This is a genomic window from Nonomuraea rosea (assembly GCF_039539705.1).
GTDB lineage: Bacteria > Actinomycetota > Actinomycetes > Streptosporangiales > Streptosporangiaceae > Nonomuraea > Nonomuraea rosea.
This window is the reverse complement of sequence record NZ_BAABDQ010000002.1, coordinates 152,217-175,078: the sequence shown is the minus strand read 5'-3', so window position 1 is coordinate 175,078 and position 22,862 is coordinate 152,217. Positions and strand designations below refer to the sequence as shown.

18 protein-coding genes are annotated in these 22,862 nt (G+C 70.0%); 7 read left to right on the top strand and 11 right to left on the bottom strand.

Annotated features, from left to right (window positions below; genetic code table 11):
- Nucleotides 1-81: 81 nt before the first annotated feature.
- The 4 genes from ABEA43_RS04825 to ABEA43_RS04810 are packed head-to-tail and all read right to left on the bottom strand — an operon-like array spanning nt 82 to nt 4,771.
- A complete protein-coding gene (locus ABEA43_RS04825) occupies nt 82-996 on the bottom strand; it encodes a carbohydrate ABC transporter permease (protein ID WP_345559077.1) in 915 nt (304 codons plus the stop codon).
- Nucleotides 993-1,865 carry a carbohydrate ABC transporter permease gene (locus ABEA43_RS04820; RefSeq protein ID WP_345559075.1) on the bottom strand — a complete coding sequence of 291 codons (873 nt, stop codon included), beginning with the start codon at nt 1,863-1,865 and terminating at the stop codon, nt 993-995. Before ABEA43_RS04820 ends, ABEA43_RS04825 begins: the two co-directional genes overlap by 4 nt.
- A 52-nt stretch (nt 1,866-1,917) precedes the next feature.
- Nucleotides 1,918-3,234: an ABC transporter substrate-binding protein gene (locus tag ABEA43_RS04815; protein ID WP_345559073.1), complete on the bottom strand. Its 1,317-nt coding sequence runs from the start codon at nt 3,232-3,234 to the stop codon at nt 1,918-1,920.
- A gap of 43 nt (nt 3,235-3,277) precedes the next feature.
- Entirely contained in the window at nt 3,278-4,771 is a 1,494-nt protein-coding gene (locus ABEA43_RS04810; RefSeq protein ID WP_345559071.1) for a glycoside hydrolase family 43 protein, read from the bottom strand.
- 272 nt (nt 4,772-5,043) lie between these two features.
- Between ABEA43_RS04810 and ABEA43_RS04805 the strand changes: the two genes are divergently transcribed.
- Together ABEA43_RS04805 and ABEA43_RS04800 are read left to right on the top strand one after the other, a co-directional pair.
- The gene (locus ABEA43_RS04805; protein ID WP_345559069.1) at nt 5,044-6,036 is read left to right on the top strand and encodes a hydroxyacid dehydrogenase; all 993 of its coding nucleotides are present in this window, start codon (nt 5,044-5,046) and stop codon (nt 6,034-6,036) included.
- A gap of 138 nt (nt 6,037-6,174) precedes the next feature.
- Nucleotides 6,175-7,245, top strand: a complete 1,071-nt coding sequence (locus ABEA43_RS04800) for a LacI family DNA-binding transcriptional regulator (protein ID WP_345559067.1) — start codon at nt 6,175-6,177, stop codon at nt 7,243-7,245.
- 15 nt (nt 7,246-7,260) lie between these two features.
- Here the strand turns inward: ABEA43_RS04800 and ABEA43_RS04795 are convergent, their stop codons facing one another.
- The 4 genes from ABEA43_RS04795 to ABEA43_RS04785 all read right to left on the bottom strand — a co-directional run bounded on the left by ABEA43_RS04795 (nt 7,261) and on the right by ABEA43_RS04785 (nt 10,316).
- Nucleotides 7,261-8,463 carry a hypothetical protein gene (locus ABEA43_RS04795; protein ID WP_345559065.1) on the bottom strand — a complete coding sequence of 401 codons (1,203 nt, stop codon included), beginning with the start codon at nt 8,461-8,463 and terminating at the stop codon, nt 7,261-7,263.
- Nucleotides 8,463-9,050, bottom strand: a complete 588-nt coding sequence (locus tag ABEA43_RS04790; protein WP_345559063.1) for an RNA polymerase sigma factor — start codon at nt 9,048-9,050, stop codon at nt 8,463-8,465. Before ABEA43_RS04790 ends, ABEA43_RS04795 begins: the two co-directional genes overlap by 1 nt.
- A 119-nt stretch (nt 9,051-9,169) precedes the next feature.
- Entirely contained in the window at nt 9,170-9,637 is a 468-nt protein-coding gene (locus ABEA43_RS68105) for a DUF5946 family protein (RefSeq protein WP_425570192.1), read from the bottom strand.
- A gap of 97 nt (nt 9,638-9,734) precedes the next feature.
- Nucleotides 9,735-10,316, bottom strand: a complete 582-nt coding sequence (locus tag ABEA43_RS04785; protein ID WP_345559061.1) for a DinB family protein — start codon at nt 10,314-10,316, stop codon at nt 9,735-9,737.
- A 797-nt stretch (nt 10,317-11,113) separates the two neighbouring features.
- Between ABEA43_RS04785 and ABEA43_RS04780 the strand changes: the two genes are divergently transcribed.
- The 4 genes from ABEA43_RS04780 (at nt 11,114) to ABEA43_RS04765 (ending at nt 14,746) form a co-directional block, all read left to right on the top strand.
- Nucleotides 11,114-11,887: a hypothetical protein gene (locus ABEA43_RS04780; RefSeq protein ID WP_345559059.1), complete on the top strand. Its 774-nt coding sequence runs from the start codon at nt 11,114-11,116 to the stop codon at nt 11,885-11,887.
- A gap of 236 nt (nt 11,888-12,123) precedes the next feature.
- On the top strand, nt 12,124-12,915 hold the full coding sequence (locus ABEA43_RS04775; protein WP_345559057.1) for a class I SAM-dependent methyltransferase: 792 nt from the start codon (nt 12,124-12,126) through the stop codon (nt 12,913-12,915).
- A gap of 187 nt (nt 12,916-13,102) precedes the next feature.
- The gene (locus tag ABEA43_RS04770; protein WP_345559055.1) at nt 13,103-13,765 is read left to right on the top strand and encodes a hypothetical protein; all 663 of its coding nucleotides are present in this window, start codon (nt 13,103-13,105) and stop codon (nt 13,763-13,765) included.
- A gap of 582 nt (nt 13,766-14,347) precedes the next feature.
- Nucleotides 14,348-14,746, top strand: a complete 399-nt coding sequence (locus ABEA43_RS04765) for a RidA family protein (RefSeq protein ID WP_345559054.1) — start codon at nt 14,348-14,350, stop codon at nt 14,744-14,746.
- A gap of 285 nt (nt 14,747-15,031) precedes the next feature.
- Here the strand turns inward: ABEA43_RS04765 and ABEA43_RS04760 are convergent, their stop codons facing one another.
- Both ABEA43_RS04760 and ABEA43_RS04755 read right to left on the bottom strand, forming a co-directional pair.
- Entirely contained in the window at nt 15,032-16,057 is a 1,026-nt protein-coding gene (locus ABEA43_RS04760; RefSeq protein WP_345559052.1) for a LacI family DNA-binding transcriptional regulator, read from the bottom strand.
- Between the two features lie 104 nt (nt 16,058-16,161).
- Complete coding sequence (locus tag ABEA43_RS04755; protein ID WP_345559050.1) at nt 16,162-19,083, bottom strand: endo-1,4-beta-xylanase; 2,922 nt, start codon at nt 19,081-19,083, stop codon at nt 16,162-16,164.
- Between the two features lie 225 nt (nt 19,084-19,308).
- On the opposite strand from ABEA43_RS04755, the gene ABEA43_RS04750 reads away from it, so the two are divergent.
- The gene (locus tag ABEA43_RS04750; protein ID WP_345559048.1) at nt 19,309-21,564 is read left to right on the top strand and encodes a pectinesterase family protein; all 2,256 of its coding nucleotides are present in this window, start codon (nt 19,309-19,311) and stop codon (nt 21,562-21,564) included.
- 47 nt (nt 21,565-21,611) lie between these two features.
- On the opposite strand, the gene ABEA43_RS04745 is transcribed toward ABEA43_RS04750, so the two are convergent.
- Nucleotides 21,612-22,835, bottom strand: a complete 1,224-nt coding sequence (locus tag ABEA43_RS04745) for a cytochrome P450 family protein (RefSeq protein ID WP_345559047.1) — start codon at nt 22,833-22,835, stop codon at nt 21,612-21,614.
- Between the last annotated feature and the right edge of the window lie 27 nt (nt 22,836-22,862).

Below are 22,862 nucleotides of genomic sequence, written 5' to 3'. Positions count from 1 at the left end.
GACGATCAGGAAGGCTGGCTACGGCGCCGGACCAGAGGCAGCGCTCGCGGTCTGCGGCCGGTACAGGGGCTCCCCGCAAGGTCATTTGAGGCTGCCCAGAGTCACGCCCGACTGCCAGTAGCGGCGCATCGCGATCATGAAGACGGCGAGCGGGACGACGGCCAGCAGGGAGCCGGTGAGCACGAGGGCGGTCAGGTCGGTCTCGGCCTCGGTGCGCTGCAGGTTCCAGGCGTAAAGGCCCAGGCTGAGCGGCCATTTGTCCTCGCCGCGCAACATGGTGAGCGGCAGGTAGAAGCCGTTCCAGTTGCTGACGAAGGCGAGCAGGAAGACGGTGGCCGCGCCGGTGGTCATCAGCCGGGTGACGATCTGGAAGAAGATCCGCAGCTCACCAGCGCCGTCCATCCGCGCCGCCTCCAGCAGCTCGGGCGGCACGGCGCCGTCCACGTACACCTTCGCCAGGTAGACCGAGAACGGGCTGATGAAGGCGGGCAGCAGCACCGCCCACACGGTGTCGACCAGCCCGATCTTGGTGAACAGCAGGTAGAGCGGCATGGTCAGCATCGCACCCGGGATGAGGAACGAGCCGATCACCATGGCCAGCCCGGTGCCCCTGCCGCGGAAGGAGAAGCGCGAGAGGGAGTAGCCGGCCGCGAGCGAGATCAGCGTGCACACCGCCGCGCCGACGCCGGCGTAGAGGAAGGAGTTGAGCACCCAGCGCCCGAAGATGCCGTTGCCGTAGGTGAAGACCTGTCCCAGGTTGCGGCCGAGATTGAACTCACCGAACCAGAGCCCGCCGGTGTAGAGCAGGTCGGTCTGATTCTTGGTGGCCGAGACGATCAGCCACCAGACGGGGGCGACGGAGTAGAGCGCGAACAGCCCCAAGCCGGACAGGACCAGCGCCTGCGACATCCGCGACTGCGTGGCGCCGACGGGCAGGCCCTCGGCGGCCCTGGCCGCCCGCCTGTCCCGCTTCCCGGCGGTTGCGAGTGTGGTCATGGTTGCTGGGCCCTGTTCGTGAAGCGGTAGAAGAGCATGGAGATGATGCCGACCACGACGGCCAGGATGATCGACAGGGCGGCGGCGTAGTTGTAGTCGTTGCTGTCGAACGCCTCGTAGAAGATCATCATGATCGGCGTGAAGTCCTTGGTGATGACCTCGGGCACCACGTTGCGGAACAACAGCGGCTCGTTGAAGATCTGCAGCATGTGGATGATCGACAGCATGCCGGTCAGCACCAGCGCGCCCCGCACGTACGGGAGCTTGATCGACAGGGCGATGCGCAGCTCGGAGGCCCCGTCCACGCGGGCCGCGTCGAAGATCTCGCGCGGCACCGACTGCAGCGCCCCGTAGACGATGAGCATGTTGAACCCGGCGCCCACCCAGGTGAGCAGGTTCCCCATGGAGACCCAGATCAGCTCGGAGGCGAAGAAGTTGATCCCGGTCAGGTCCATCAGCGGCCCCAGGCGGGGGCTGTAGATGTACATCCACATCAGGGCCGCCACGATCCCCGGGATCATGTACGGCACCAGGAACGCCAGCCGGTAGCGGTGCGCCACCCGCTTGGTGACCGAGTCGAGCAGCAGCGCCATCGTGAGCGACAACGTGAGCATGATCGGGATCTGGACGGCCGCGAACACGGTCACCCGCAGCACCGCCGCCCAGAACGTCGAGTCGGACAGCCCGCGCGCGAAGTTACCGAAGCCGGCGAACACCTCCTGACGCGGGCCGATGCCCAGCCCCGAGGTGCGTACGGTGAACAGGCTCTGGTAGACGGCGTAGCCGAGCGGGATGACGAACAGGCAGACGAAGCCGGCGAAGAACGGCACGGAGAACGCCGCGCCCTTGCGCTGTGTCACAGAAGACATGAGTGGTTCCCTAGAAGTCATGCGGGGAGCCGCCCGGCTCCCCGCACGGCGGTCAACCGGCGACCTTGACGCCCTTCTGCTTCAGGTCGGCGACCGTCCACTGCTGCATGTGCTCCAGCACGTCGGCCACCTTCATCTCGCCGTTCATGGCCTTGCCCCACTTGTCGGCCAGCTCTTCGTACATGGCGGTGGAGTTGGGCCCGTACACCCAGCCGGCGGCGAAGTTGTCCGACTCCGCGATCACCTGCTTGCCCGCCTCCGCGTGCTCGCCCCAGAGCTGCTTGGGCAGCACCGCGTCCAGGTAGGGCGCGGGGTCGGCGACGGCCGGGTACCAGCCGGAGCCGCCCACCGGGTCGGCCATGGCCGCGACCGGCTTGCTCTCCGTGGCCAGCCAGAGCGCCGCCGCGGCCGCCTTGGCGGTGTCCTTGCACAGCGACGGCACCACCAGGGCGCCGGTGTCGGCCGCGGACACGGGCTGCGACTGGCCCTTGACGAGCAGGTTGGGCCCGGCCTCCCACTTGCCGAGGGAGTCCTTCATGTTGCGCTGGTGGCCGGCGAGCTGCCAGGTGGAGACCTGACGCATCGCGATCTTGCCCTGGTCGTACTCGCGCATCATGGCGGCGTACTCGGCGTAGGAGATCTTCTCCACCAGGCCGCCGTCGAGGAGCTGCTGCATGATGCCGGCCGACCACTTCGACGCGTCGTCCGTGAAGTCGATCTTCCAGGCGTCGCCCTGGATCGTGTACCAGCGGGCGCCCGCCTGCCAGGCCAGGCCCATCAGCGTCGAAGGGTCCTCGCCGGCCAGGTTGAAGACGGCGATGCCGTCCTTCTTCAGGCCCTTGCCGACCTCGATGAGCTCCTCCCACGTGGTGGGGTACTTCAGCCCGCGCTTGTCGAAGATCGGCTTGTAGTACATGGAGAACAGCGGGTCGCGCTTGTCCGGCACGCCGTAGGTGATCCCGGCGAGCGTCAGGGACTCCACGCCGCCCGGCGAGAACGCGGCCGTGCTGCCGGCCACCTCCTTGGTGAGGTCCTTGATCACGCCTTCGGCCAGGAGCTGGCCGCCGTTGCGGTTGTCGGCCTGGGCGATGCACGGCATCGTCGCCTTGTCGCCGGCCTTGTGAGCGTTGCGCAGATTCTTGACGAGGTCGGCGGCGGGCGTCTTGACGTACCTGAGCTGCACGTCCTTGTGCGCGGCGTTGAACGCGGCGACCGCGGCCTCCGAGCCCTGCTTGTCGGTCCAGTAGTCCAGCGTGACCGGGCCGCCCGCGCCCGCCTGGCCGACCGGCTGGGACGACGTGCCCGGGTCGCCGCCACACGCGGCGAGGGTCAGGATCGCCGCCGCGGCGAGCCATCGCGTGCTTCTCATGTGATCTCCTCTGTGATCTCCGCGTGGGTTGCGGGCGCGACCATCACCGCGTCCGGTAATTCGGGTCGTCGAAGGTGGCCCGGCACCCCTCGCCCGCCAGGTCCTGCACCCACAGGCCGACGAACGCGCCGGTGAAGCCGAAGGACCGGATCCGGCCGTCGAGGATCTCGTCGGCGTGCTCGTCGGACAGGATCGTGGCGTCCAGCTCCACCGGGATGGCCTGGCCGTCGCGGGAGAAGCGCAGCACCTCGCCGTCGAACTCGACCGCGAGCCGGCTCGCGGGCTCGCCCGTGAAGTGCACGGTCCTGGCGCCCTGGTCGCTGCCGGTCAGCACGAGGCCGTCGGTGGTGATGGCCAGGTGGTACCAGTTGCGCGAGTTGTAGTAGGCGGTGATCCCGGCGGACTGGTGCACGCTGTCCGGCTCGAAGCTCACGCTCGCCTCGAAGGTGCAGCGCCTGCTGGTGACGCGCCGGGCGACGAGGCTGGGGGTGCGCAGGCCGTACGGGGACTGACCGCCCTCGATCGTCACCCTGCCCTCCTCGAACGTCACCCAGTCCGGCGTCGCCGGGCGGCGCAACGTGCTCCAGTCGGCGCCGGCGACCTGCCACGGACCGCGCGGCGCGGCGGAGGCGGGGACGGTCTCGGCCGGGGCCGGGACCTCGACCGCGGGGACCCCGCCCGGCACCCGGGGCCACCCGCCATCCCACTCGACGCGCTGGATCGCGCTCTCCCTGCCCAGCACGCATCGCCCGCGCGGCGTGTACGGCCGCGCCACCAGATGGGAGAGGTACCACTCGCCGCCCTGCGTCTGGACGAGGCAGCCGTGCCCGGCCTTCTGCAGCTCCAGCCCGGGATCGTGGCGGGCGGTGAGCATCGGCCCCGCGGGGTCGGCCTCGTAGGGCCCCTCGATGGCGCGGGACCTGAGCACGCTGACGCAGTGGTCGTAGCCGGTGCCGCCCTCGGCGACCATCAGGTAGTACCAGCCGTCGATCCGGTAGAGGTGCGGGCCCTCGGTCACGTGCCGGTTCTCCAGGATGAGCCGCGGCTTGCCGCCGCCGAGCGGCTGGAGCTCGATCCCGGAGAACCCGCGCCCTGGGCGCGAGTCGAAGACCATGTTCAGCAGGTACGAGGACCCGTCGTCGTCGTGGAAGAGCGCGGCGTCGAATCCGCGTCCCGGCAGCCTGACCGGGTCCGACCACGGGCCTTCGACGGCGGGGGCGGTGGTCAGGTAGTTCGCCAGGTCCTTGTAGCCGTGGGCGTAGGTGTCCATCACGCCGTACACGAGGTGGAACAGGCCGTTGGCATAGGTCAGGTCGGGCGCCCAGACGCCGCCGGAGTCCGGCACGCCGGACAGGTCGAGCAGCCGGCGCTCGGTCAGGAGGCCGCCCAGGGGCCGCCAGTCGACCAGGTCGCGCGAGTGGTGGACGCGGACGCCCGGATACCACTCGAACGTCGAGGTGGCCAGGTAGTAGTCGTCACCCACCCGCAGGATGGACGGATCCGGGTGAAAGCCGGGCAGGACGGGATTGCGGATCATCGGATCTCCACGGGACACGGTTCGCTGCGACCAGGACGGGTCGCTGTCCGTCTCATTTCTGCCTCCTGTAACAGAAACCGATCGCTTGCGAACGCTACGGCTGTGCGGCTCTGACCACAAGAACGCGTTACGCATACGTTACATAGAAGCCTCGAACCCGCCGTCTCCCTCGTGAGACGCGTTCGGACGACCTCGCCGTTGACCGATGCTCCCCTGCCTCCTACGGTAGACACCGGTTTCTATAAACGTCCTTCGAATGGAGGCCCCTGCCCGTGCTGCACCGCCCGAAGGCGTTGTTCGCCATGCGCGCGGAACACCTCGCGATGCTCTTCCCCGCCGCCGCCATGGAGCGGCTGCGCGGGCTCGCCGACATCGACGTGTCGCTGGTCGCCGAGCGCTTCGACGACCCGCGCCTGGCCGAGGTGCTCCCCCGCGTGGACGTACTGATCACCGGCTGGGGCTGCCCGCCGCTGGACGAGCACCTGCTCGCCGCCGCGCCCCGGCTGCGCGCCGCGCTGCACTCCGCCGGCTCGGTCAAGGGCCTGGTCGGCGCGGCCTGCTGGGAGCGCGGGCTGCTCGTCTCCTCCGCGGCCGACGCCAACGCCGTCCCCGTGGCCGAGTACACCGTCGGGGCCGTGCTGCTGGCCGGCAAGGGCGTGTTCGGGCTGCGCGAGGGCTACCGCCGGCGGCGTACGTTCACGCTCGGCGAGGTCCAGGCGACGACCGGCAACTACGGCCGGCGGGTCGGCATCGTCGGGGCCTCCCGGATCGGCCGCAGGGTGATCGACCTGCTCGCGCCGCATGATCTGGAGCTGTGCCTGTACGACCCGTACACCCAGGTCGCCGGCGTCCGGCAGGCCGGTCTGGAGGAGCTGCTGAGCTCCTGCGACATCGTCAGCCTGCACGCCCCCGCCAACGACGAGACCCTGCACATGATCGACCGGGACCGGCTGGCGCTGATGCCGGACGGCGCGGTGCTGGTCAACACCGCCCGCGGCTCGCTGGTGGACACCGACGCGCTGGTGGCCGAGCTGCGGACGGGCCGGCTGTCGGCCGTGCTCGACGTGACGGAGCCGGAGCCGCTGCCGCCGGACTCACCGCTGTTCGACCTGCCCAACGCCTTCCTCACCCCGCACATCGCGGGCTCCCAGGGCAACGAACTGGCCAGGATGGGCGCCGCCGTGCTCGACGAGCTGGAGCGGCTGATCGCCGGCTACCCCCTCGCCCACCAGGTGCACCACGACGACCTCGACCGGGTGGCCTGACGTGACGCGCGGGGCTGCCGTCCGGATCGCTCCGGCCATAGACTGCGGTGAAGTGGCGCACCTCGCGGTGTGGCGGCGGCACTCCCCCTCGGACGTGATCGACGTACTCCGCCTGTCGAAGACCGTGGAAGGCCAGCCTTGTCGCGAAAAGTAAGCCCCGGCGGCGACGACGAGCATGTCACCATCCGCGACGTGGCCGCCCGAGCCGGCGTCTCCGCCACCACGGTCTCCAGGGTGATCAAGGGCGACTATCCGGTCGCCCAGTCCACCAGGACACGGGTGCTGCGGGCGATGCGCGAGCTCGACTACGTCCTCAACGTGCACGCCCGCGCGCTGTCGGGGGCGAGCACGAAGATGGTGGCGTTCGTGCTCGACGACGTCACCGGCCCCTCCTTCGCCTACGTCGCCAAGGGCGTCGAGCAGCAGGCCACCGCCGAGGGCCGGCTGTGCATGGTGTGCACCACCCACGGTGACCCGGCCCGCGAGCTCGCCGTGGTCGAGGCCATGCGCGAGCAGCGGGCCGACGCGGTGATCCTGGTCGGGGGCGGCTCCCTCGACGACACCTACCGCGAACGCATGTCGCACTTCGCCCACGCCCTCGACAAGGCCGGCTCCCGGCTCGTGCTCTGCGGGCGTCCGCCGCTGGGCGACGACGTGCCGACGACGGTGGTGGAGTACGACAACGAGGGCGGCGCCTACGCCATGACCAGCCACCTGCTGTCACAGGGCCACCGCCACGTCGTCCTGCTCGGCGCCGACCAGCCGGGCCACGCGAGCACGACCAAGCTCGACCGGGTACGCGGGTTCGTCCGGGCCCACGAGTCCTTCGGCGTGCCGTACGACCCTGACCTGATCATCCCCGCCGGCTTCGGCCGCTCCGACGGCTACGAGCAGGCCCGCCGGCTGATCGCGCTCGGGGCGAAGTTCACGGCCGTGTTCGCGGCCACCGACATGGTCGCCATCGGGGTGCTCGCCGCCCTGCGCGAGGCGGGGATCAGGGTGCCGGAGGACGTGTCGCTGGCGGGCTACGACGACATCCCGTTCGCCGCCGACCTGGAGCCGGGTCTCACGACCGTGCACATCCCGACGGAGGAGCTGGGGCGGACGGCGGTGCGGCTCGCCCTCAACCGGGACCAGCGCCAGCACGTCGTGCTCGGCACCCACATCGTCGTCCGCAAGTCGGTCCGCCCGCCCAGCCGCCGCCCGTAGGCCGCCCGCGCTCGTTCAGCACAACGTCGGCGCACCGGCGTCCCGCGGAACCTCCGGCATGGCATCGACGACCTTGGTCCCGAACACCGCCGTGCCCGCCCGCATGGTCTCCTTCATCCGCCCGTCCGCCTGCTGGATCTGCGTCCAGCTCCGCCAGCCCAGGAACGCGTACGTCTCCGGCTCGAAGATCAGCTCCTCGCGCTCCCATCCGTCCGGCCCCTGATACCTGACCGAGACGCCCAGCCCATGCCGGCCCGCCGGGTCGGTGAGATCAGGCACCAGGGTGGCGGTGGGCAACCCGGCCACGGCCTCGAACACCGTGGCCCGCCCCCGCGCATCGACCAGCGGACTCTCCGCCAGCCTGAACAGCTCCATGACCGTCGTCCGCTCGATCATCCGCGCGACCTGATCCTCGGTCTGCTTCACCGCACCCGGCTCCTCCGATCGGACCATCGTCTCGGCGTCCTTGCGCACCTTGGCCAGCAGCTCGCCGGGTTCGAGACCATGGATGCCGGCGACGGGGACACGAAGGACGTCCATCGCGCACTGGCCGGCCCGCTGGTACTCCACCGTCCCGTCCGGCCTCATCCCGCCCTCGACCGTCGAGCCGCCGTCGGCGCGTACGGGCTCGGCGAACGTCGAACGGGCCAGCGCCTTGCCGGGGTCGCCGGCGGGAATCCAGACCTCACGGCGAACGTCCTGCGTGTACTCGTACGTGACGCCGCCGGGCTTGATGGCGACTGCCCAGGTGTAGTCGAGGCGATCGACGTACGTGAACTGGCCAGGACGCGGCGCGGCGCTCTCGGCCGACGCCGCGGCGGCGTTCTGCAGCAGCTCGGCGGCGCCGGCGGGGGCGGCGCCCCCGAGGCCGCCCCGCATGGTGATCACACCGACGACCATCGCGGCGGCGACGGCGAGCACGATGCCGCCCCTGAGGATCACCCGCCCCCGGAACGGCCTCGGCCAGAAGGTGCGGCGCGCACCTGCCTCCTCATCCACCATGGGCTGCTCTGTCCCGGCCGGGGTCGAATCCACGGCCACCGGGAGCCGCTCCGCCACCGCCACGGCCACTGGGGACCGCTCCGCCGCCACCACCGGGGGCTGCTCCGCCGCCGTCCTGGCCTCGGCGGTCAGTAGGGCGCGGGCCCGCGCGGTGGCCTCGGGGCTCGGACCGGGAAGGCTGTCGTGGTGGTTCCTCAGGATGTCGAGTTCGTTCATCACAGCGCTTCCTCGTACGGGCCGATGTGCTTGCGGAGCTTCCTGCGGGCGCGGTTGAGCCGGGAACCGACCGTTCCCGCGGGTATGCCGAGGGCGTCGGCGACCTCCCCGTAACTGAGCTGCCCGCAGGCGACCAGCAGCAGGACGTCGCGGTCCCCGGGCGACAGCCGCGCCAGCCCGGCGGCCAGGCGCGGTTGCATGACGGCCGCGGACACGCGCTGCGCGACACGTTCGTCATGACCGGCGACCTGCGCCGGCTGCACGCTCCTGGCCAGCGCCCGGTAACGCCGGGCCTCGGCGCGGGCGTGGTCGGCGATCAGGTTGGAGGCGATGCCGTACAACCAGGCGCGGGCACTGGGCCGGGCGATGTCGTACCGCTCGCGGACGCGGAACGCACGCAGGAACGTCTCCGCCGCGATGTCATCGGCGGCCGACTCCTCCAGACGCAGGCGCGCGTAGCGGTGGATGGCGTCGAAGTAGCGGTCGAACAAGGCGCCGAATCGTTCGGGGTGACGCCACGACTCCTCGATCAAGCAGGCGTCGGTGACCTCGACCCGTGGCGCCGAGTCTTGCGGTGGTGCCGGCATGGAGGCAGATTCCTTTGGGGGCTTACGTCAGGACAGAAGTAGTTCGGCGCAAACCCCGATCGTCTTCACGCCCTGCCCGCCGCACGGGACCGCGACGTCCGCCCACAAGCGCCCGAGCGCTACGGCCCTACGTGTTCCCCATTCCACGCCGAGATCGTCGCCTCGGCCCAGCGCCTGGCCCACTCCTCGAACCCATCGGCAGGAAAGTCACCGTCCACCGCAACGTCCTGGATCGTGACCTCATACGCCCCGGGCGGGCCGACACCCCGGGGAAACTCCGGCACATCGGAAAAGTCACCGGCCGCAGGACCCGACCCACCGTACCGATGGGAGTTGCGCTGCTGAGTGCGCTGAGTCAGGTGCGTGAGAGCGTCGACGCCGCCCCGCACATACGCGTGCAACACCGCCCAGTAGTACGCGGGAACGGTGTTCCCCATGCGCCCCGGATGCTGAAAGGAGTAGCAGGCCACCGACACGGCGTGCAGCGGCGCCCACGGCACGCGACCTGAAAGGTCTCGTGCCAGCAGCTCATGGAACAGAGCCTCGCAAGAGCCCGCCGCGGCCCCGCACTCCGCACAACCGGCCACCACCTCGCCCCCTCCCGAGGCCGATCCCCTTCACCGACCGGCGTCCCGCACCCCTCGGCCGTGCCTCAACGAACGCGGCGCGCCCTGCCCGTGCTCATCACTGACCGACACGTCCGTCGATCCGCTCGCGCAACAGGTCGACATGCCCCATGTGGCGGCCATATTCCCAGACCATTCCGACCAGCGCCTCGCGCAGCGACATCGACCCGCCACCGGTGCCGTGCAGATTCATCAGATCGTCGCCGGCGATCTCAAGACTCGGAGCCTCCGCCACGAACCGCTCGGCGAAGTCCACCTCCGCACGCCACGCGTCCCACGCCTCCGCCACCACCTGAGGGTCGGCGACAGCGCCGTCGAAGTCACCGTCACGGTCGGTCTCGGAGCAGTAGAGCTTGGGCACGTCCTGCCCCGCCAGCATCACCCGGAACGTCGCCCGCTCCACCTCGGCCAGGTGCCGCACCAGGCCCAGGAGCGACATCGTCGACGGCTCGACGGAGCGCCGCGCCATGGCCTCCGCATCAAGACCTTCGCACTTCATCTCCAAGGTGAGACGCGCGCAGCGCAGGCACTCGGCCAGCGTGGTGCGCTCATCGCCCAACGTCGGCCCGCTCTCACGCGGATCGTCGTCAGATGGCTTGCCGTCCGCGGTGAACATGTCGGCTCGTCGTGTCGTGGCCATGGCCGCCATCTTCGACGATGCGTATGGCGGCCGACAAGCGAATATCGCTCATCCCATGCCGATGGCTCAGGGCCGATCGCAGAGAGCCCACCGATCAAGGTGCATGAGCGCCCGCGAGGTTGGTCGGCGGGCGGAAACGACGAAGCCGGTGGCAAGACGGACCACGGTGGGTTCGGCCCCGTGCTGGTCCTACCAGCGGTGAACCGCCGCGACCAGCAACTCAGGCTCATGTCCGGACGAATAATAGGAGTCCAGGTAGGCGAACGCGGCCCATGGTTCGGGCCGCGGCAGGATAACCAGGTCCTGCGGCTGCCCAAATGGGTAACGTCGTACCCGTCAAGGTCGCATCCCTCCTCCCCGGTGCCGAGATCCCCAGAAGCCCTCCGCGCGCTGATCTCGGCGATGCGAGCGTCGACGTCGACCGCTGCGGCTCTGGCCAGCACATCGGCTGATGCGTTGCGCGGGTCGGTGGGGAAGAAAGCTCCAGTTCCGAGGCGTGTATCCGGTCCAGCAAAGGACGGGATAGTGGTCCGGCAGCGCAGTCCGGACCTGCCGCCACCACCCCGGCCATCGCACCCGCACCGCCGCGTGGGTTCGGACGACCCCCCTCTTGCCAAGCGAGCGTGGCAACGCGGTGGATGCGGTCAGGGACGTACCGCAGGACGATCCACCCCTATGATCACCGGATGGCTTTACCGAGGATCGTAACGATCGTCCCGATGCTCGCCCTAATGGCCGGCTGCGGAGGCGGTGCTGCGGCCACGGCGCGAACGCCCGCCGATGCGGTGACTCAGTGGATGAAGGGCTCGGCCGGTGTGCAGGTCAGCAGGCTCGTCCGCCTGGACTACGGCGAGAAAGTGTTCACCCCTCCAGCGGAGGACGACTTCGTCGTGCCGGTCAACATCGGGGAATACAGCGAGAGCCGTACCACTGGAGTCCTTGGCGCGACCGCCTCCGACCTGACCGCGACCTACTACCAGACCAATGTCCCCGATGAGCTGAAAGGCGTCCCCACAGACCTGTCCTCCATGACGACCAGGGTGATCTCGATCGCAGGCTCCGGCACCTACGAATACCGGGCTGATCGGCAGGACGTTCCCGCGGGCAAGTCCTGGCGCCACAGCCGCGGGTCCGAGTGCGCGCAGTTGGTGCGCGCCATCGGCTCGCTCGGCGTGCTCAACCTCGTCTCACCCGAGGTGCTGCGAAAACTGGCCGCCCCGGCTCCGTCTTCGGGGAAGGCCATCGACGGAGTTGCCACCGTCGTGCATACCGGGAGCAGTTCGCTGGCGGAATTCGCCATCGCGGCTCCACCCGACGACCCCGTGATCGTCGCCCAATTGCGCAAGCGGAACGACTTGATACAGGTCTCCTGGCAGTTGTGGGTCGGCCCGGACCGGCTTCCCCGTCGGGTGCACCTCACCTCGACCTCTCCCATGGCCGAAGACGACCAGCCCAAGACCACCGTGATCGAGGTCGACTTCACCGGCTGGGGCAGCGACGTGCTCATCGACCCACCACCGTCGGACCAGGTCCACGAGACCGGGACTTGTCTGGACCCGGAGCCATACTGAGCCGTTGGAGCTTGGTCAGCGCCGTTGGAGCTTGGTCAGCCATCGCCCGCGACGCCTACGGCTTCCGCAACCCCGGCAACCAGCGCTTACGCACTCGCTGCGCGACCACCCGCCGAGCCCGTGGACACCTCGATGCCCGCTAATTTCGTTGAGCCCGCACCCTGCGATCGTGTTAGCTGGCGGCACCGAACTGTCAGTACCGCAGGTGCCCGCTTGGCTGTAGCAGGGAGTTGAACGTGCAGGACATTGTTGTCGACCCCGTTGCCCACAATCGGGCAGCCTGGGACAAGTATGTCCAAGAGGGCAACGAGTGGTCGACGCCGGTGAGTGCTGAGGATGTCGAGCGCGCCCGTATGGGCGACTGGTCGATCGTTCTCATCGGGCATGAGCCGGTCGACCGCTCCTGGCTGCCGACGGACCTGACCGGCAAGGACGTGTTGTGCCTGGCCTCCGGCGGTGGCCAGCAGGGTCCGATCCTCGCCGCCGCAGGGGCGCGGGTCACCGTATTCGACAACTCACCCCGCCAGCTCGGCCAGGACCAGATGGTGGCGGCGCGCGACGGACTCGATCTGCGCACCGTCCTAGGCGACATGCGCGACCTCAGCGCCTTCGGCGACGCAACATTCGACGTCGTATTCCATCCGGTCTCTAACGTATTCGTACCAGACTTGGCACCGGTATGGCGTGAGTGCTTCCGCGTCCTGCGACCGGGCGGAACTCTGCTCGTGGGCTTCCTCAACCCTGATGCGTACTTGTTCGACCACGAGGCGCTCGACGAGCGCGGCGAGCTGATCGTCGTGCACAAGCTGCCCTACAGCGATGTCACGCAATACTCCGCCGAGGAACGCGCCACGAAGTTCGGCGCGGATGCCCCTCTTGAATACAGCCACACCCTCACCGACCAGATCGGCGGGCAGCTCGCCGCGGGGTTTATCCTCACCGGCTTCGCGGAAGCGCCGCACCAATCCAACGCATCCGCTCAATACATGTCGAGCTATTTTGCGACGCTGGCGGTCAAGCCGGGCTGACCCAGCCGTGGGGCCGGCCGAGACGGCCGTTGGCTCACCGTGGCCCGAGAGGGTCAACGGGTGGTGGACCAGCGGTCCCTCGTGGTACCTGCCATGGGGGTTTCGGAAGGCCCAGGGTGACGCCGGAGCAGGAACCAGGCGCCCTCTGACTCCCACACCCGCGGATGATCCTGCGACACTTGGCCAGATGGACGACGGACTGGCTGCGGCGGTGGGACGGCTCCGGGAGACGTTCGCCCGCTACCCGCGGCGGGCAGTGCTTGAAGGGTGTCCGCACTGTCGTGGCTCTGTGCTGGTGGATGAGCATGACCTGTTCTCGTTGACGATCGGCCTCGGGGGCACGGTCGGGACCGGCGACGACGTGAAGAGCCTGGTGCCGTTGCTGCTGGAGCGGCTCGCCACCGGAGATGAACTTGTGCCGAGTATGGTTTTCAGCTTGCTGGTCCAGCAGGGCTGGCGGACTTGGCCGCCGGCCGAGCAGGAGGCTGTCGGCGGATACCTGATGGTGGTCTGGCGGTTGCTGCTGGCGGAGCATCCGCCGCGGGTCGGCTCATTTTGCGACGCGGCCGAATTCCTCGGCGTGGCCGGCGGGTTCAGCGGCAGCCTTGGACTCTTCCTCCATGATTGGGACGCCATCCGCGGGTCGGCGGCTGACCGTCACATCGCCGACCTGGTGATCGGGTGGGTCAGCGGCGCGCAACTGCCCGCCGCGGTCCTCTCCTGGTTGCACCGCGACGTGGTACGAGACCGCCTGTACGACGCATTCGAGCGTGATCACGACGCGCCGTGGGCCGATGACCTGGCACGGGCCTACGATTTGCTGGCATGGCAGGTCCGTTCTGACAGGTGAGGCAGCCTGTTCCGCTCCCGACCGCACTCTGTCGAGGGTGCCTGGTCGCTACTCCGCCATGCCCTGGCCAACGTCGTCGTTGCCGACCTGACCGGGCTCCTCCGGATCGTGAAACGCAGGCTGAAGAAAATCCAATACCGGCCTCACCCGCTGACCGGATGCCTGGCCTGGACTGAGCTCACCCTCGACCTTCTGGCAAACCCATGATCGACCCTACGCCTTCAACCTGTGTAGGCGTCCCATCGCAACGAGGCCCCGCGGATGCAGAGGCCTTGTTGCATGATGAATTTAAGCCGGACAGCGATGCTCGCGGGTGTAGCTCGCGTGGCCTCAATGAGGTGATCTCAACAAGACAGGTACCGACGCTTACCGGTGCACGAAGTGGGTGCGTACCCGGGCGGCTTTCACGATCGGGTCGACGGCCTGAAAGCCGGCGTTGACCGCGGCCACTGTAGCGGGTGTGCGGCCGCCGCTCTGCCAGCGATGGAGAGATGAGCCGGTCGGATCTGCGGCGTGCGCATCCGCCGATGCCGCCGTGAATTCGGTGGTATCGCAGGTGGCGGATGTGACACAGTCGGCGCCATGTCTGTGGAACTGATCCGCGCCAGCCGCCTTACCGATGCTGTCCCGTATGCCTACGCCTCAGTAGTCCCCGCCGGTGCCCGGCTTGTGCACACCGCCGGCGCGTGTCCGATCGACGAGCACGACCAGGTTGTAGCGCCCGGTGACGTCGCCGGGCAGGCCCGGCAGGTCATGGACAATCTTGAGGTCGCGCTGCAGGCGGCAGGGGCTGCGCTGACAGACGTCGTGCGCACGACCGTCTACGTCGCGAGCACGGACCAGGCCGACCTGGTCACAGCCTGGAACGTAGTGCGCGCCCGGTTCGGCGACCACGACGCGCCGAGCACTTTGCTCGGCGTCACGGTGCTCGGCTACCAGGGCCAGCTCGTCGAGGTCGAGGCCGTTGCCGTCGTCCCGTGAGGTCCACCCCGATCGGCGGCGGCTGACCCGCTGGATGACCTGGCGCTAACCCGTGGGACTCCTGAACCCGTGGGAATCCTGCGCCGCTGAATCCTCCCGTCCTCTCGGCAAGGCCCACCGTCCAGCCGGTCAACGTGCGGGCGCACTACGGACGCCGCAGGCGCGCCCCCGGAAGGAGCGCCTGAACTCCCAGCGCGAAGCGCCCCCCATCGTGAAGACCGATCGGGGTGGGTGTCAGACGGCCCACAGTCCAGTAGGGCAAGGGGTGGGTGGAACTGGGTCTGCCTACTGCTGGCGTGGTGGGGCGGTTGACTCTCGGACGATGAGCCGGGGTGGTGCCAGGGAGATGGCCGGCTGCGGGTGTCCGCCCAGTTCGGCGACCGCCGCGTGGAAGCAGGCCCGGCCCAGCCCCGCGAAGTCCATCCGTACGGTGGTCAGGGCAGGTGTCCAGAACGCCGAGCCCGGGATGTCGTCGAACCCCACGATGCTCACGTCCCCCGGCACGTCCTTGCCCGCGTCGTACAGCGCCCTGCGTACGCCCTGCGCGATGTCGTCGTTCCCGCACAGGATCGCCGTGACGGCCGGGTCCTCCGCCAGGCGTCGTCCCGCGGTGTAGGCCGACTGGATGTCCCAGCCGCAGCCCAGCGCTGACGGGAGCTCGGCGCCCGCCTGGGTGAGCGCGTCGCGCCAGCCGGCGTGCCGGCCGCCGGCCCGGCCCTCGGAGGGGATGGCCACGTGGTGGACGGTACGGTGGCCCAGGTCGAGCAGGTGCTGGGTGGCGTCGGCGGCGGCCCGCCGCTCGTCCAGGGCGATCGCGACCCGGCCCAGGTCGGGGGCGGCCGGCTCAGCGGCGACGACGGCCGGGATGTGGGCGGGGAGTGCTTCCAGGACCGCCGTGCCCAGCGGGTCGAACGCGATGACCACCAGCCCGCCCGCGCTCGGGTCGCTCACGTAGTCGACGGTCTGCCGGACCTCGGCGGACTCCACGACCCTGATGCCCAGCGCCACGCCCTCGGTCCTGGCGGCCTCCTCGATGCCCTGGAGGATGCGGGCGTACCCGTACAGGGTGGTGTTGGAGGTGACGACCGTGATGCCGTTGGCGCGGCCGAACCCGAGCGTCCGGGCGGCCCGGTTGGGGCGGAAGCCGAGCCGGTCGATCGCGGCCAGCACGGCGGCGCGGGTGTCGGGCCGCACCCTGGGTGACTCGTTCAGCACGCGCGAGACGGTCTGGTGCGAGACGCCTGCCGCGGCGGCGACGTCGCGGATGCTCGGTACGGCCCCTTTACGGTCAGGTCGGGGGCTCGCGTTCACGATCACATGGTAGTCGGGTACCCAACCCGCGAGCGCGATCCCGATCACCCGGCCGCCTCAGGTGCCCGACCAGGCCCATGGCTCGGCGGCCCAGCGCCTGGACGCTAGCCCGTCAGGCGCAGCACCCCCCAGTGGCTGGTGTCCAGGTAGGCGCGGTTCGTCCGGTCGTTCCACGTCACCGCACCCGTACGAGCCGCCCCCGTAGCATCGTTCACCTGCACGTCGAACCCGGCCAGCCCGCCCTCCGCCAGCACCACGGTAGGCAGCTCGATCGCGGCCTCGACCACATATCCGCCGGGCACCACCTTGGCCACCGCCTTGAGGTGGTCCTTCACCCCGGACGCGTCGAACGTCCCGCCCACCGTGAGCCTGCCCGAGAAGCTGACCCGGTACTGCCCGTCGTCGTCCTCGTACCCCTTGGTCTTGCCGTTCCCCGGATCCACGAAGATCTCGACGGAGTCCTGCTCCCAGGGGTTCGCCGACTCCTCGCTCAGCGTCGGGTCACTCACCTGGGCGAGCACGTACAGGGTCGATCCGCTCCACAGCGACCGCACCCGGGCTGTGGCCCCCGACGTGCCCTGGAGCCAGGTCTGGGTGCAGATCTCCGGCGTCGCCGACCACACCCGGTCCACCACCCCGTCGAGCACGGGGGTACGGCGGGCGGCGGTGGTGAGCTTGACCGCGGGCGCGGCCGTGACCTTGCCCGTCCAGGCGATGTCGGTGCTCCGGTCATGCACGATGACGGCCACGTTCGTGCCGGTCTTGACCAGGGCTTCGACACGGTAGCCCGTCGCGGTCCGCTTGGTCCCCGGGCCCGTGCGCTTGACGACGTACGGGGTCCCGTCCACGGTGAACGTCACCCGGTCGTCCTTGTCCACGACCGGATCGGTGACCTCGGCGAGCACGTACAGCCCGGTCGCGGACGAGCGTGCCTGGAAGCCGGCGGACACCTCGCCCACCCGCGCGATCGGCGAGTCGGGCAGCAGGTCCCATTCGAGGTCCCGCGTGCCGTCCACCTTGGGCTTGCCGGCCGGCGCCTCCATGCTGCGCACCAGGGGCGGCAGCTCGGCGGGGTCCACGACGGCCCAGTAGGCGGGCTTGGCCTGCAGGTCGTCGTCGAACAGCAGCGGCGCGTTGAGCCGGGTGATCGGCCAGGAGCGCAGCCAGCTCACGTCGTCGGACTCGCCCCACACGGTCACCGAGCTGAGCTGGGCGGCGTGCCGCCTGAAGACGTCGAACAGCTCCTTGTAGCGATGTCCCTGCTGGACGAGCAGCTCGGGCGGGATGGAGTCGTAGGAGGAGACGAAGTCGGTGTAGACGCTCACGTCCAGCTCGGTGACCTGCTGGTCCACGCCGAGGGTGGCGAAGCGCTCGATCGTCGCCTCGACGGAGGAGGCGGGCGGCTGCTCGATGTTCAGGTGGAGCTGGTGGCCGACGCCGTCGATCGGCACGCCTTCCGCCTTCAGCCGCTTGACCAGGGCGTACAGGGCCTCGCGCTTGCGCGGGAACTCGGTGTTGTAGTCGTTGATGAACAGCTTGGCGGCCGGGTCGGCCTCGTGGGCGACGCGGAAGGCCGTGCGGATGAAGTCGAGGCCGGCGATCTGGTACCACTTCGAGCGGCGCAGCCCGTCCGGCTGGTTCTCGTCCACCACCTCGTTGACCACGTCCCAGGCCGAGATCTTGCCCTTGTACCGGGTGACGAGCGTGCGCACGTGCGTCTCCAGCCGCTGGAGCAGCAGCTCCTTGCTCGCCGCGGCGGCGCCGTCCGCGAAGACCCAGTCCGGGGTCTGGCTGTGCCAGGCGAGCGTGTGACCGCGGATCGTCATGCCGTGCCGGGTCCCGTAGTCCACCAGGTGGTCGCCGTCGGCCAGGGTGAACTCGCCCTCCCTGGGCTCGGTGGCGTCCCATTTGAGCTCGTTGCCGGGGGTGACGCCGTTGAAGTGCTTGGCCAGCAGCTCGCTGTGCACGCCGAGCGTCTCCGCCCTGGTGAAGGCCGAGCCCATGGTGAACGGCACCGCGTCCTTCAGCGCGGGCAGGCCGGTCTCGATCGGCTTGGGCTGGACGTACCGCATCGCGAAGTCGTCCAGGTCGAAGGCGAAGGTGCCGCTGTCGGACTCGACGTACACGCTGAGGAACTCGACGTCGTACGCGAGCGTGTACGTGCCGGAGAGCTGCACCCACTGCCCGGCCGCCAGGTCCTTGGGCGCGACGACGCGCTCGTAGCTCGGCGTGCCGCCGCTCCTGCGCTCGATCGACAGGCCGAGCCGGCCCGGCGTGGCGCCGGCGGCGAGCCGCACCCACACCGACAGGGTGTACTTGTCGCCCTTGCCCATCCGGCCGAACACGTTCAGCGCCGGACCGTCCCAGGAGGCCGACCGGCCGGTCACCGCGAGGCCGCGGCTGCCCGTGCGGGCGGCGGCTGTGCTCGGCTCCAGCACGGCCGCGGCGCGTGACGCCCAGTCCTGCGCGGTGCCGTCCTCGAAGCCGGAGTCGATCGGCTCGCGCGTGGGGTCGCCGAGCGGGGCGATGACGAGGTCGTCCAGGTAGTACTGGGAGGTGGCGTCCGAGCTCTCCACATAGAGCTGCACGTCGGCGGACTCGGCGGTGAACTGGTAGCCGCCCGACAGCCGCACCCACCCGGCGTCGGTCACGGTGGCCGCCGCGACGCGCTCGTAGGTGGTCTCGCCGCCGGTCGGCGTCCGCTGCACGGTCATCGCGATCGTGCTGCCCGGCTGGCCGCCGGCCAGCCGGGCGTAGGCGGTCACGGTGTAGCCGGTGCCCCTGACGAAGGGCGCGGGGATCGACGTGCCGTGCCAGGTGGCCGTCCGTCCCGTGGTGAGCAGGCCGCCGGCGCCCGTGCGCGCCGCGTCCGCGCTCACCGTGACGGAGACGCCGCCGCCGCGTGGCCCCCATCCCTGGGTGGTGCCGTCCTCGAAGTCGTACGTGAGATCCGCCGCCGCGTACGCGGCCGGCACCGGCACGAGGCATAACAGGACGGCGACCACCAGGGCTCGAAGGGTGCGCACGGTGCTCCTCGGAAAGGCGGGAATGAAAGTTTCAGAAATGTGCCGATAAATATCAGCCGGACTGTAGATGCGCCGCGTCAGCGCGGTCAAGAGACTGTCCGACCAGCAAGCGAGATGCAACCGCTTGTCGCAGCAAAAGTGCAGTTTCACTGCATTCCATTGACGGAGTGAGCTGGTTACGCGAACGTTTCATGCAACCGATTGCCGCACTCTGCGAGGTTGCGCATGCGACTTCTGTTACTCCCCCCATTGATCGCCCTGACAGTGCTCGCGACGGCGGCGACCCCCGCGACGGCGGCCACCCGCGCCACCCTCGTGGTCGCGGCCGACGGCTCCGGCGACCACGCCACCGTCCAGGACGCCGTCAACGCCGTTCCAGCCGGCAACACCCGGCCGGTCACCATCCTGGTCCGCAAGGGCGCCTACCGGCAGCAGGTGCTGATCCCGGCCGACAAGCCGTACATCTCCCTGGTGGGCGACACGCGTGACCCGCGCGAGGTGGTGCTCACCTTCGACGCCGCGGCCGCCACGCCCAAGCCGGACGGCTCGGGCCCGTACGGCACCTCCGGCAGCGCCTCGTACGTGATCAGCGCCCCCGACTTCACCGCCCGCAACCTCACCTTCCAGAACTCCTACGACGAGGCGGCCCACGGCAACAGCCAGGCCGTGGCGGTGCGGACCACGGGCGACCGGCAGGTGTACGACAACGTCAGGTTCCTCGGCAACCAGGACACCCTGTACGCCAACACCGCCACCGCCACCACGACCGCCAGGCAGTACTTCCACGACTGCTACGTCGAGGGCGACGTCGACTTCATCTTCGGCCGCGCGACCGCCGTCTTCGACGACTGCGTCATCAAGGCGCTGACCCGCGGCAGCACCGACAACAACGGCTACGTCACCGCCGCCAGCACCGAGCTGAGCAACCCGTACGGCTTCCTGATCTACCGCAGCCGGCTGACCAGCGATGCCCCCGCCAAGACGTTCCACCTCGGCCGCCCGTGGCCGGCCGGCGGCTCCGTCACGGCCCGCGGCCAGGTGCTGGTGCGCGAGTCGTGGCTGGGCCAGCAGTTCAAGGACGCCCCCTGGACCGACATGTCGGGCCTGAACTGGCGAGAGGCCCGCCTGTCGGAATACCGCAACCACGGCCCGGGCGCCACCGTGAACGACGACCGCCCGCAGCTCACCACCGGCCAGGCCGGGACCTTCACCCCTGAGCGCTACCTGGCCGGCTCCGACGGCTGGAACCCGGTACGCCGCCACCGCCCGGCCCCGCCCGAGCTCGGCCGCGAGGTCCTGCCGCGCGACGACGGCTGGGCGGCGGCCACGACGGGCACCACGGGCGGATCAGCCGCCCGTCCGGAGAACGTGCACACCGTCTCGACCAGGGCGCAGCTCCTGGCGGCGCTCGGCGACCCGGCCGACAACACGCCGAAGATCATCTATATCAAGGGCGCGATCGACGCCGACACCGACGACTCCGGCGCCCCGCTCACCTGCGCCGACTACGCCGTGGACGGCTACAGCCTGCCGGCCTACCTGGCCGCCTACGACCCGGCCGTCTGGGGCAGGACCGCCGTCCCGTCCGGGCCGCTTGAGGAGGCCCGCAAGGCGTCCTACGCCAAGATGGCCGCTCACGTCTCCATCGCGGTCGGCTCCAACGTCACCCTCGTGGGCACGGGCAGGGACGCCGCGCTGAAGAGCTTCGGGGTGCGGATCGCGGGCGCCGACAACGTCATCGTCCGCAACCTCACCATCACCGACACCTCCGACTGCTTCCCGCAGTGGGACCCGACCGACGGCGCCGACGGCAACTGGAACGCCTCCTTCGACAACGTCGAGGTCTCCGCCGCCACGCACGTCTGGCTCGACCACAACACCCTCAACGACGGCGACAACCCGGACTCCGGCCAGCCGCTCTACTTCGGCCGCCCGTACCAGGTGCACGACGGCCTCCTCGACGTGGTCCGCGCCTCGAACTACGTCACGCTCTCCTGGAACCACCTCAGCAACCACGACAAGGTGACGCTGATCGGCAACACCGACACCGAGAGCAGGTACGGCGAGGCCGGCAAGCTCAAGGTGACCCTGCACCACAACTATTTCCAGGGGCTCGGCCAGCGCACGCCCAGGGTGCGCTTCGGCCAGGTGCACGTCTACAACAACTACTACACGGGCGGCGGCCCCTACGCGTACAGCATCGGCGTGGGCTACGGCTCGCAGGTCCACGCGGAGAGCAACGCCTTCGACGGCGTCCCGGCGGCGAGCGTGCTGTCGGTGCTGAAGGGCACCGCGATCACCGCCAAGGACAACCTCGTGGACCGGCGGCCGGCCGACCTGGTGGCCGCGTACAACGCCGCCAACGGCACGGCGCTCGGCTCCGACGCGGGCTGGACGCCCACCCTGTTCACCCGGATCCACCCGCCGCAGGTCCTGCGCCTCCTCATCCCCGCGGGCGCGGGCGCCGGCCGCCTGCGCTGACCCCGCCGACCAGGCGTGGCGCCCGCCGCGCCACGCCTGGACGGCGCTCAGCCGAGGTGCACGGGCAGCGCCATCGGACCTTCCGTGATGATCGACGACGTGTACGGAAGCTCGTCCTCGGCCACCGCCAGCCGCAGCCCCGGGAACCTGGCGAACAGCGACGACAGCGCGATCCGGCACTCCAGCCTGGCCAGCGGCGCGCCGAGGCAGAAGTGCGGCCCTCTGCCGAACCCGAGATGCGTCTCGGGAGCCCGGGTGACGTCGAACCGCTCCGCGCCCGCCCCGAACCTGGCCGGATCCGTCCCCGTCCCCCCGAACCCGATGACCAGCGCCTCCCCCGCGGGCACCGTCACCCCGGCGATCACGACGTCCTGCAGCGTGTAGCGGAGCACGGCGTTGATCACCGAGGTACGGCTGCGCAGCGTCTCCTCCACCACCTGCTCCCACACGTCCTTGCTCTGGGCCAGGGCGAGCTGCTCGGGGTCGGCGCACAGGGCGACGACGGCGTTGGCGATCAGGTGCACGGTGGTCTCGTGCCCGGCGATGATCACCACCCACAGGATCCACAGCATCTCGTTGTCGGACAGCCGGTCGCCGTCCTCGTCCTGCGCGTGGATCAGCGCCGTGGTCAGGTCGTCGCCCGGCTCGTGCCTGCGCCGCGCGATGTGCCCGGCCAGGTACGCCATGATCCCCGCCCCCGCCTCCGCCGCCTCCTGCGGGGTGGAGCGGAGCGACAGGAGCACCTTCGTCCAGTCGCGGATCCCGTCGCGCTCGGCCGCCGGCACGCCGAACAGCTCGCAGATCACGGTGACCGGCAGCGGCTCGGTGAAGTGCGGCACGAGATCCACGCCGTCCACGCCGTCGCCCGCGGCCGCCACCTGGTCGAGCAGCTCGTCGGCCAGCGCCTGGATGCGGGGTGCGAGCCCGTGGACGCGGGCGGGGGTGAAGGCCCGGCTCACCAGGCTCCTGAGCCTGCGGTGGTCGGCGCCGTCCTTGGTCAGCAGGTGATCGCCCATGAGGACCTGCCGCAGAGGCCAGTCGGCGGGGATCGTGCCGTCGTGCAGGGCGGGCCAGTTCGCGGAGTCCTTGCTGTAGCGGCTGTCGTCGTGGCCGAGCACCTCGTTGACCGCGTCGAAGGAGGTCACGGCCCAGGCCCTGACCCCGCCCGGCAGCTGGATGGGGACGACCGGTCCGTGTTCGTCGCGCAGGCGGTGGACGGTCTGCGAGGTACGTTCGCCGAGGGCCGGCAGGTGGAGCGGAGGGGTTTCCACGGCATTTCTCCAATGTGCGAGTTGTCT

What these genes read in the sequence shown, in the direction of transcription:
- ABEA43_RS04825 (WP_345559077.1), bottom strand. Translation starts at nt 996, where the DNA reads ATGACCACACTCGCAACCGCCGGGAAGCGGGACAGGCGGGCGGCCAGG.
- ABEA43_RS04820 (WP_345559075.1), bottom strand. Translation starts at nt 1,865, where the DNA reads ATGTCTTCTGTGACACAGCGCAAGGGCGCGGCGTTCTCCGTGCCGTTC.
- ABEA43_RS04815 (WP_345559073.1), bottom strand. Translation starts at nt 3,234, where the DNA reads ATGAGAAGCACGCGATGGCTCGCCGCGGCGGCGATCCTGACCCTCGCC.
- ABEA43_RS04810 (WP_345559071.1), bottom strand. Translation starts at nt 4,771, where the DNA reads ATGATCCGCAATCCCGTCCTGCCCGGCTTTCACCCGGATCCGTCCATC.
- ABEA43_RS04795 (WP_345559065.1), bottom strand. Translation starts at nt 8,463, where the DNA reads ATGAACGAACTCGACATCCTGAGGAACCACCACGACAGCCTTCCCGGT.
- ABEA43_RS04790 (WP_345559063.1), bottom strand. Translation starts at nt 9,050, where the DNA reads ATGCCGGCACCACCGCAAGACTCGGCGCCACGGGTCGAGGTCACCGAC.
- ABEA43_RS04785 (WP_345559061.1), bottom strand. Translation starts at nt 10,316, where the DNA reads ATGGCCACGACACGACGAGCCGACATGTTCACCGCGGACGGCAAGCCA.
- ABEA43_RS04780 (WP_345559059.1), top strand. Translation starts at nt 11,114, where the DNA reads ATGAAGGGCTCGGCCGGTGTGCAGGTCAGCAGGCTCGTCCGCCTGGAC.
- ABEA43_RS04770 (WP_345559055.1), top strand. Translation starts at nt 13,103, where the DNA reads ATGGACGACGGACTGGCTGCGGCGGTGGGACGGCTCCGGGAGACGTTC.
- ABEA43_RS04765 (WP_345559054.1), top strand. Translation starts at nt 14,348, where the DNA reads ATGTCTGTGGAACTGATCCGCGCCAGCCGCCTTACCGATGCTGTCCCG.
- ABEA43_RS04750 (WP_345559048.1), top strand. Translation starts at nt 19,309, where the DNA reads ATGCGACTTCTGTTACTCCCCCCATTGATCGCCCTGACAGTGCTCGCG.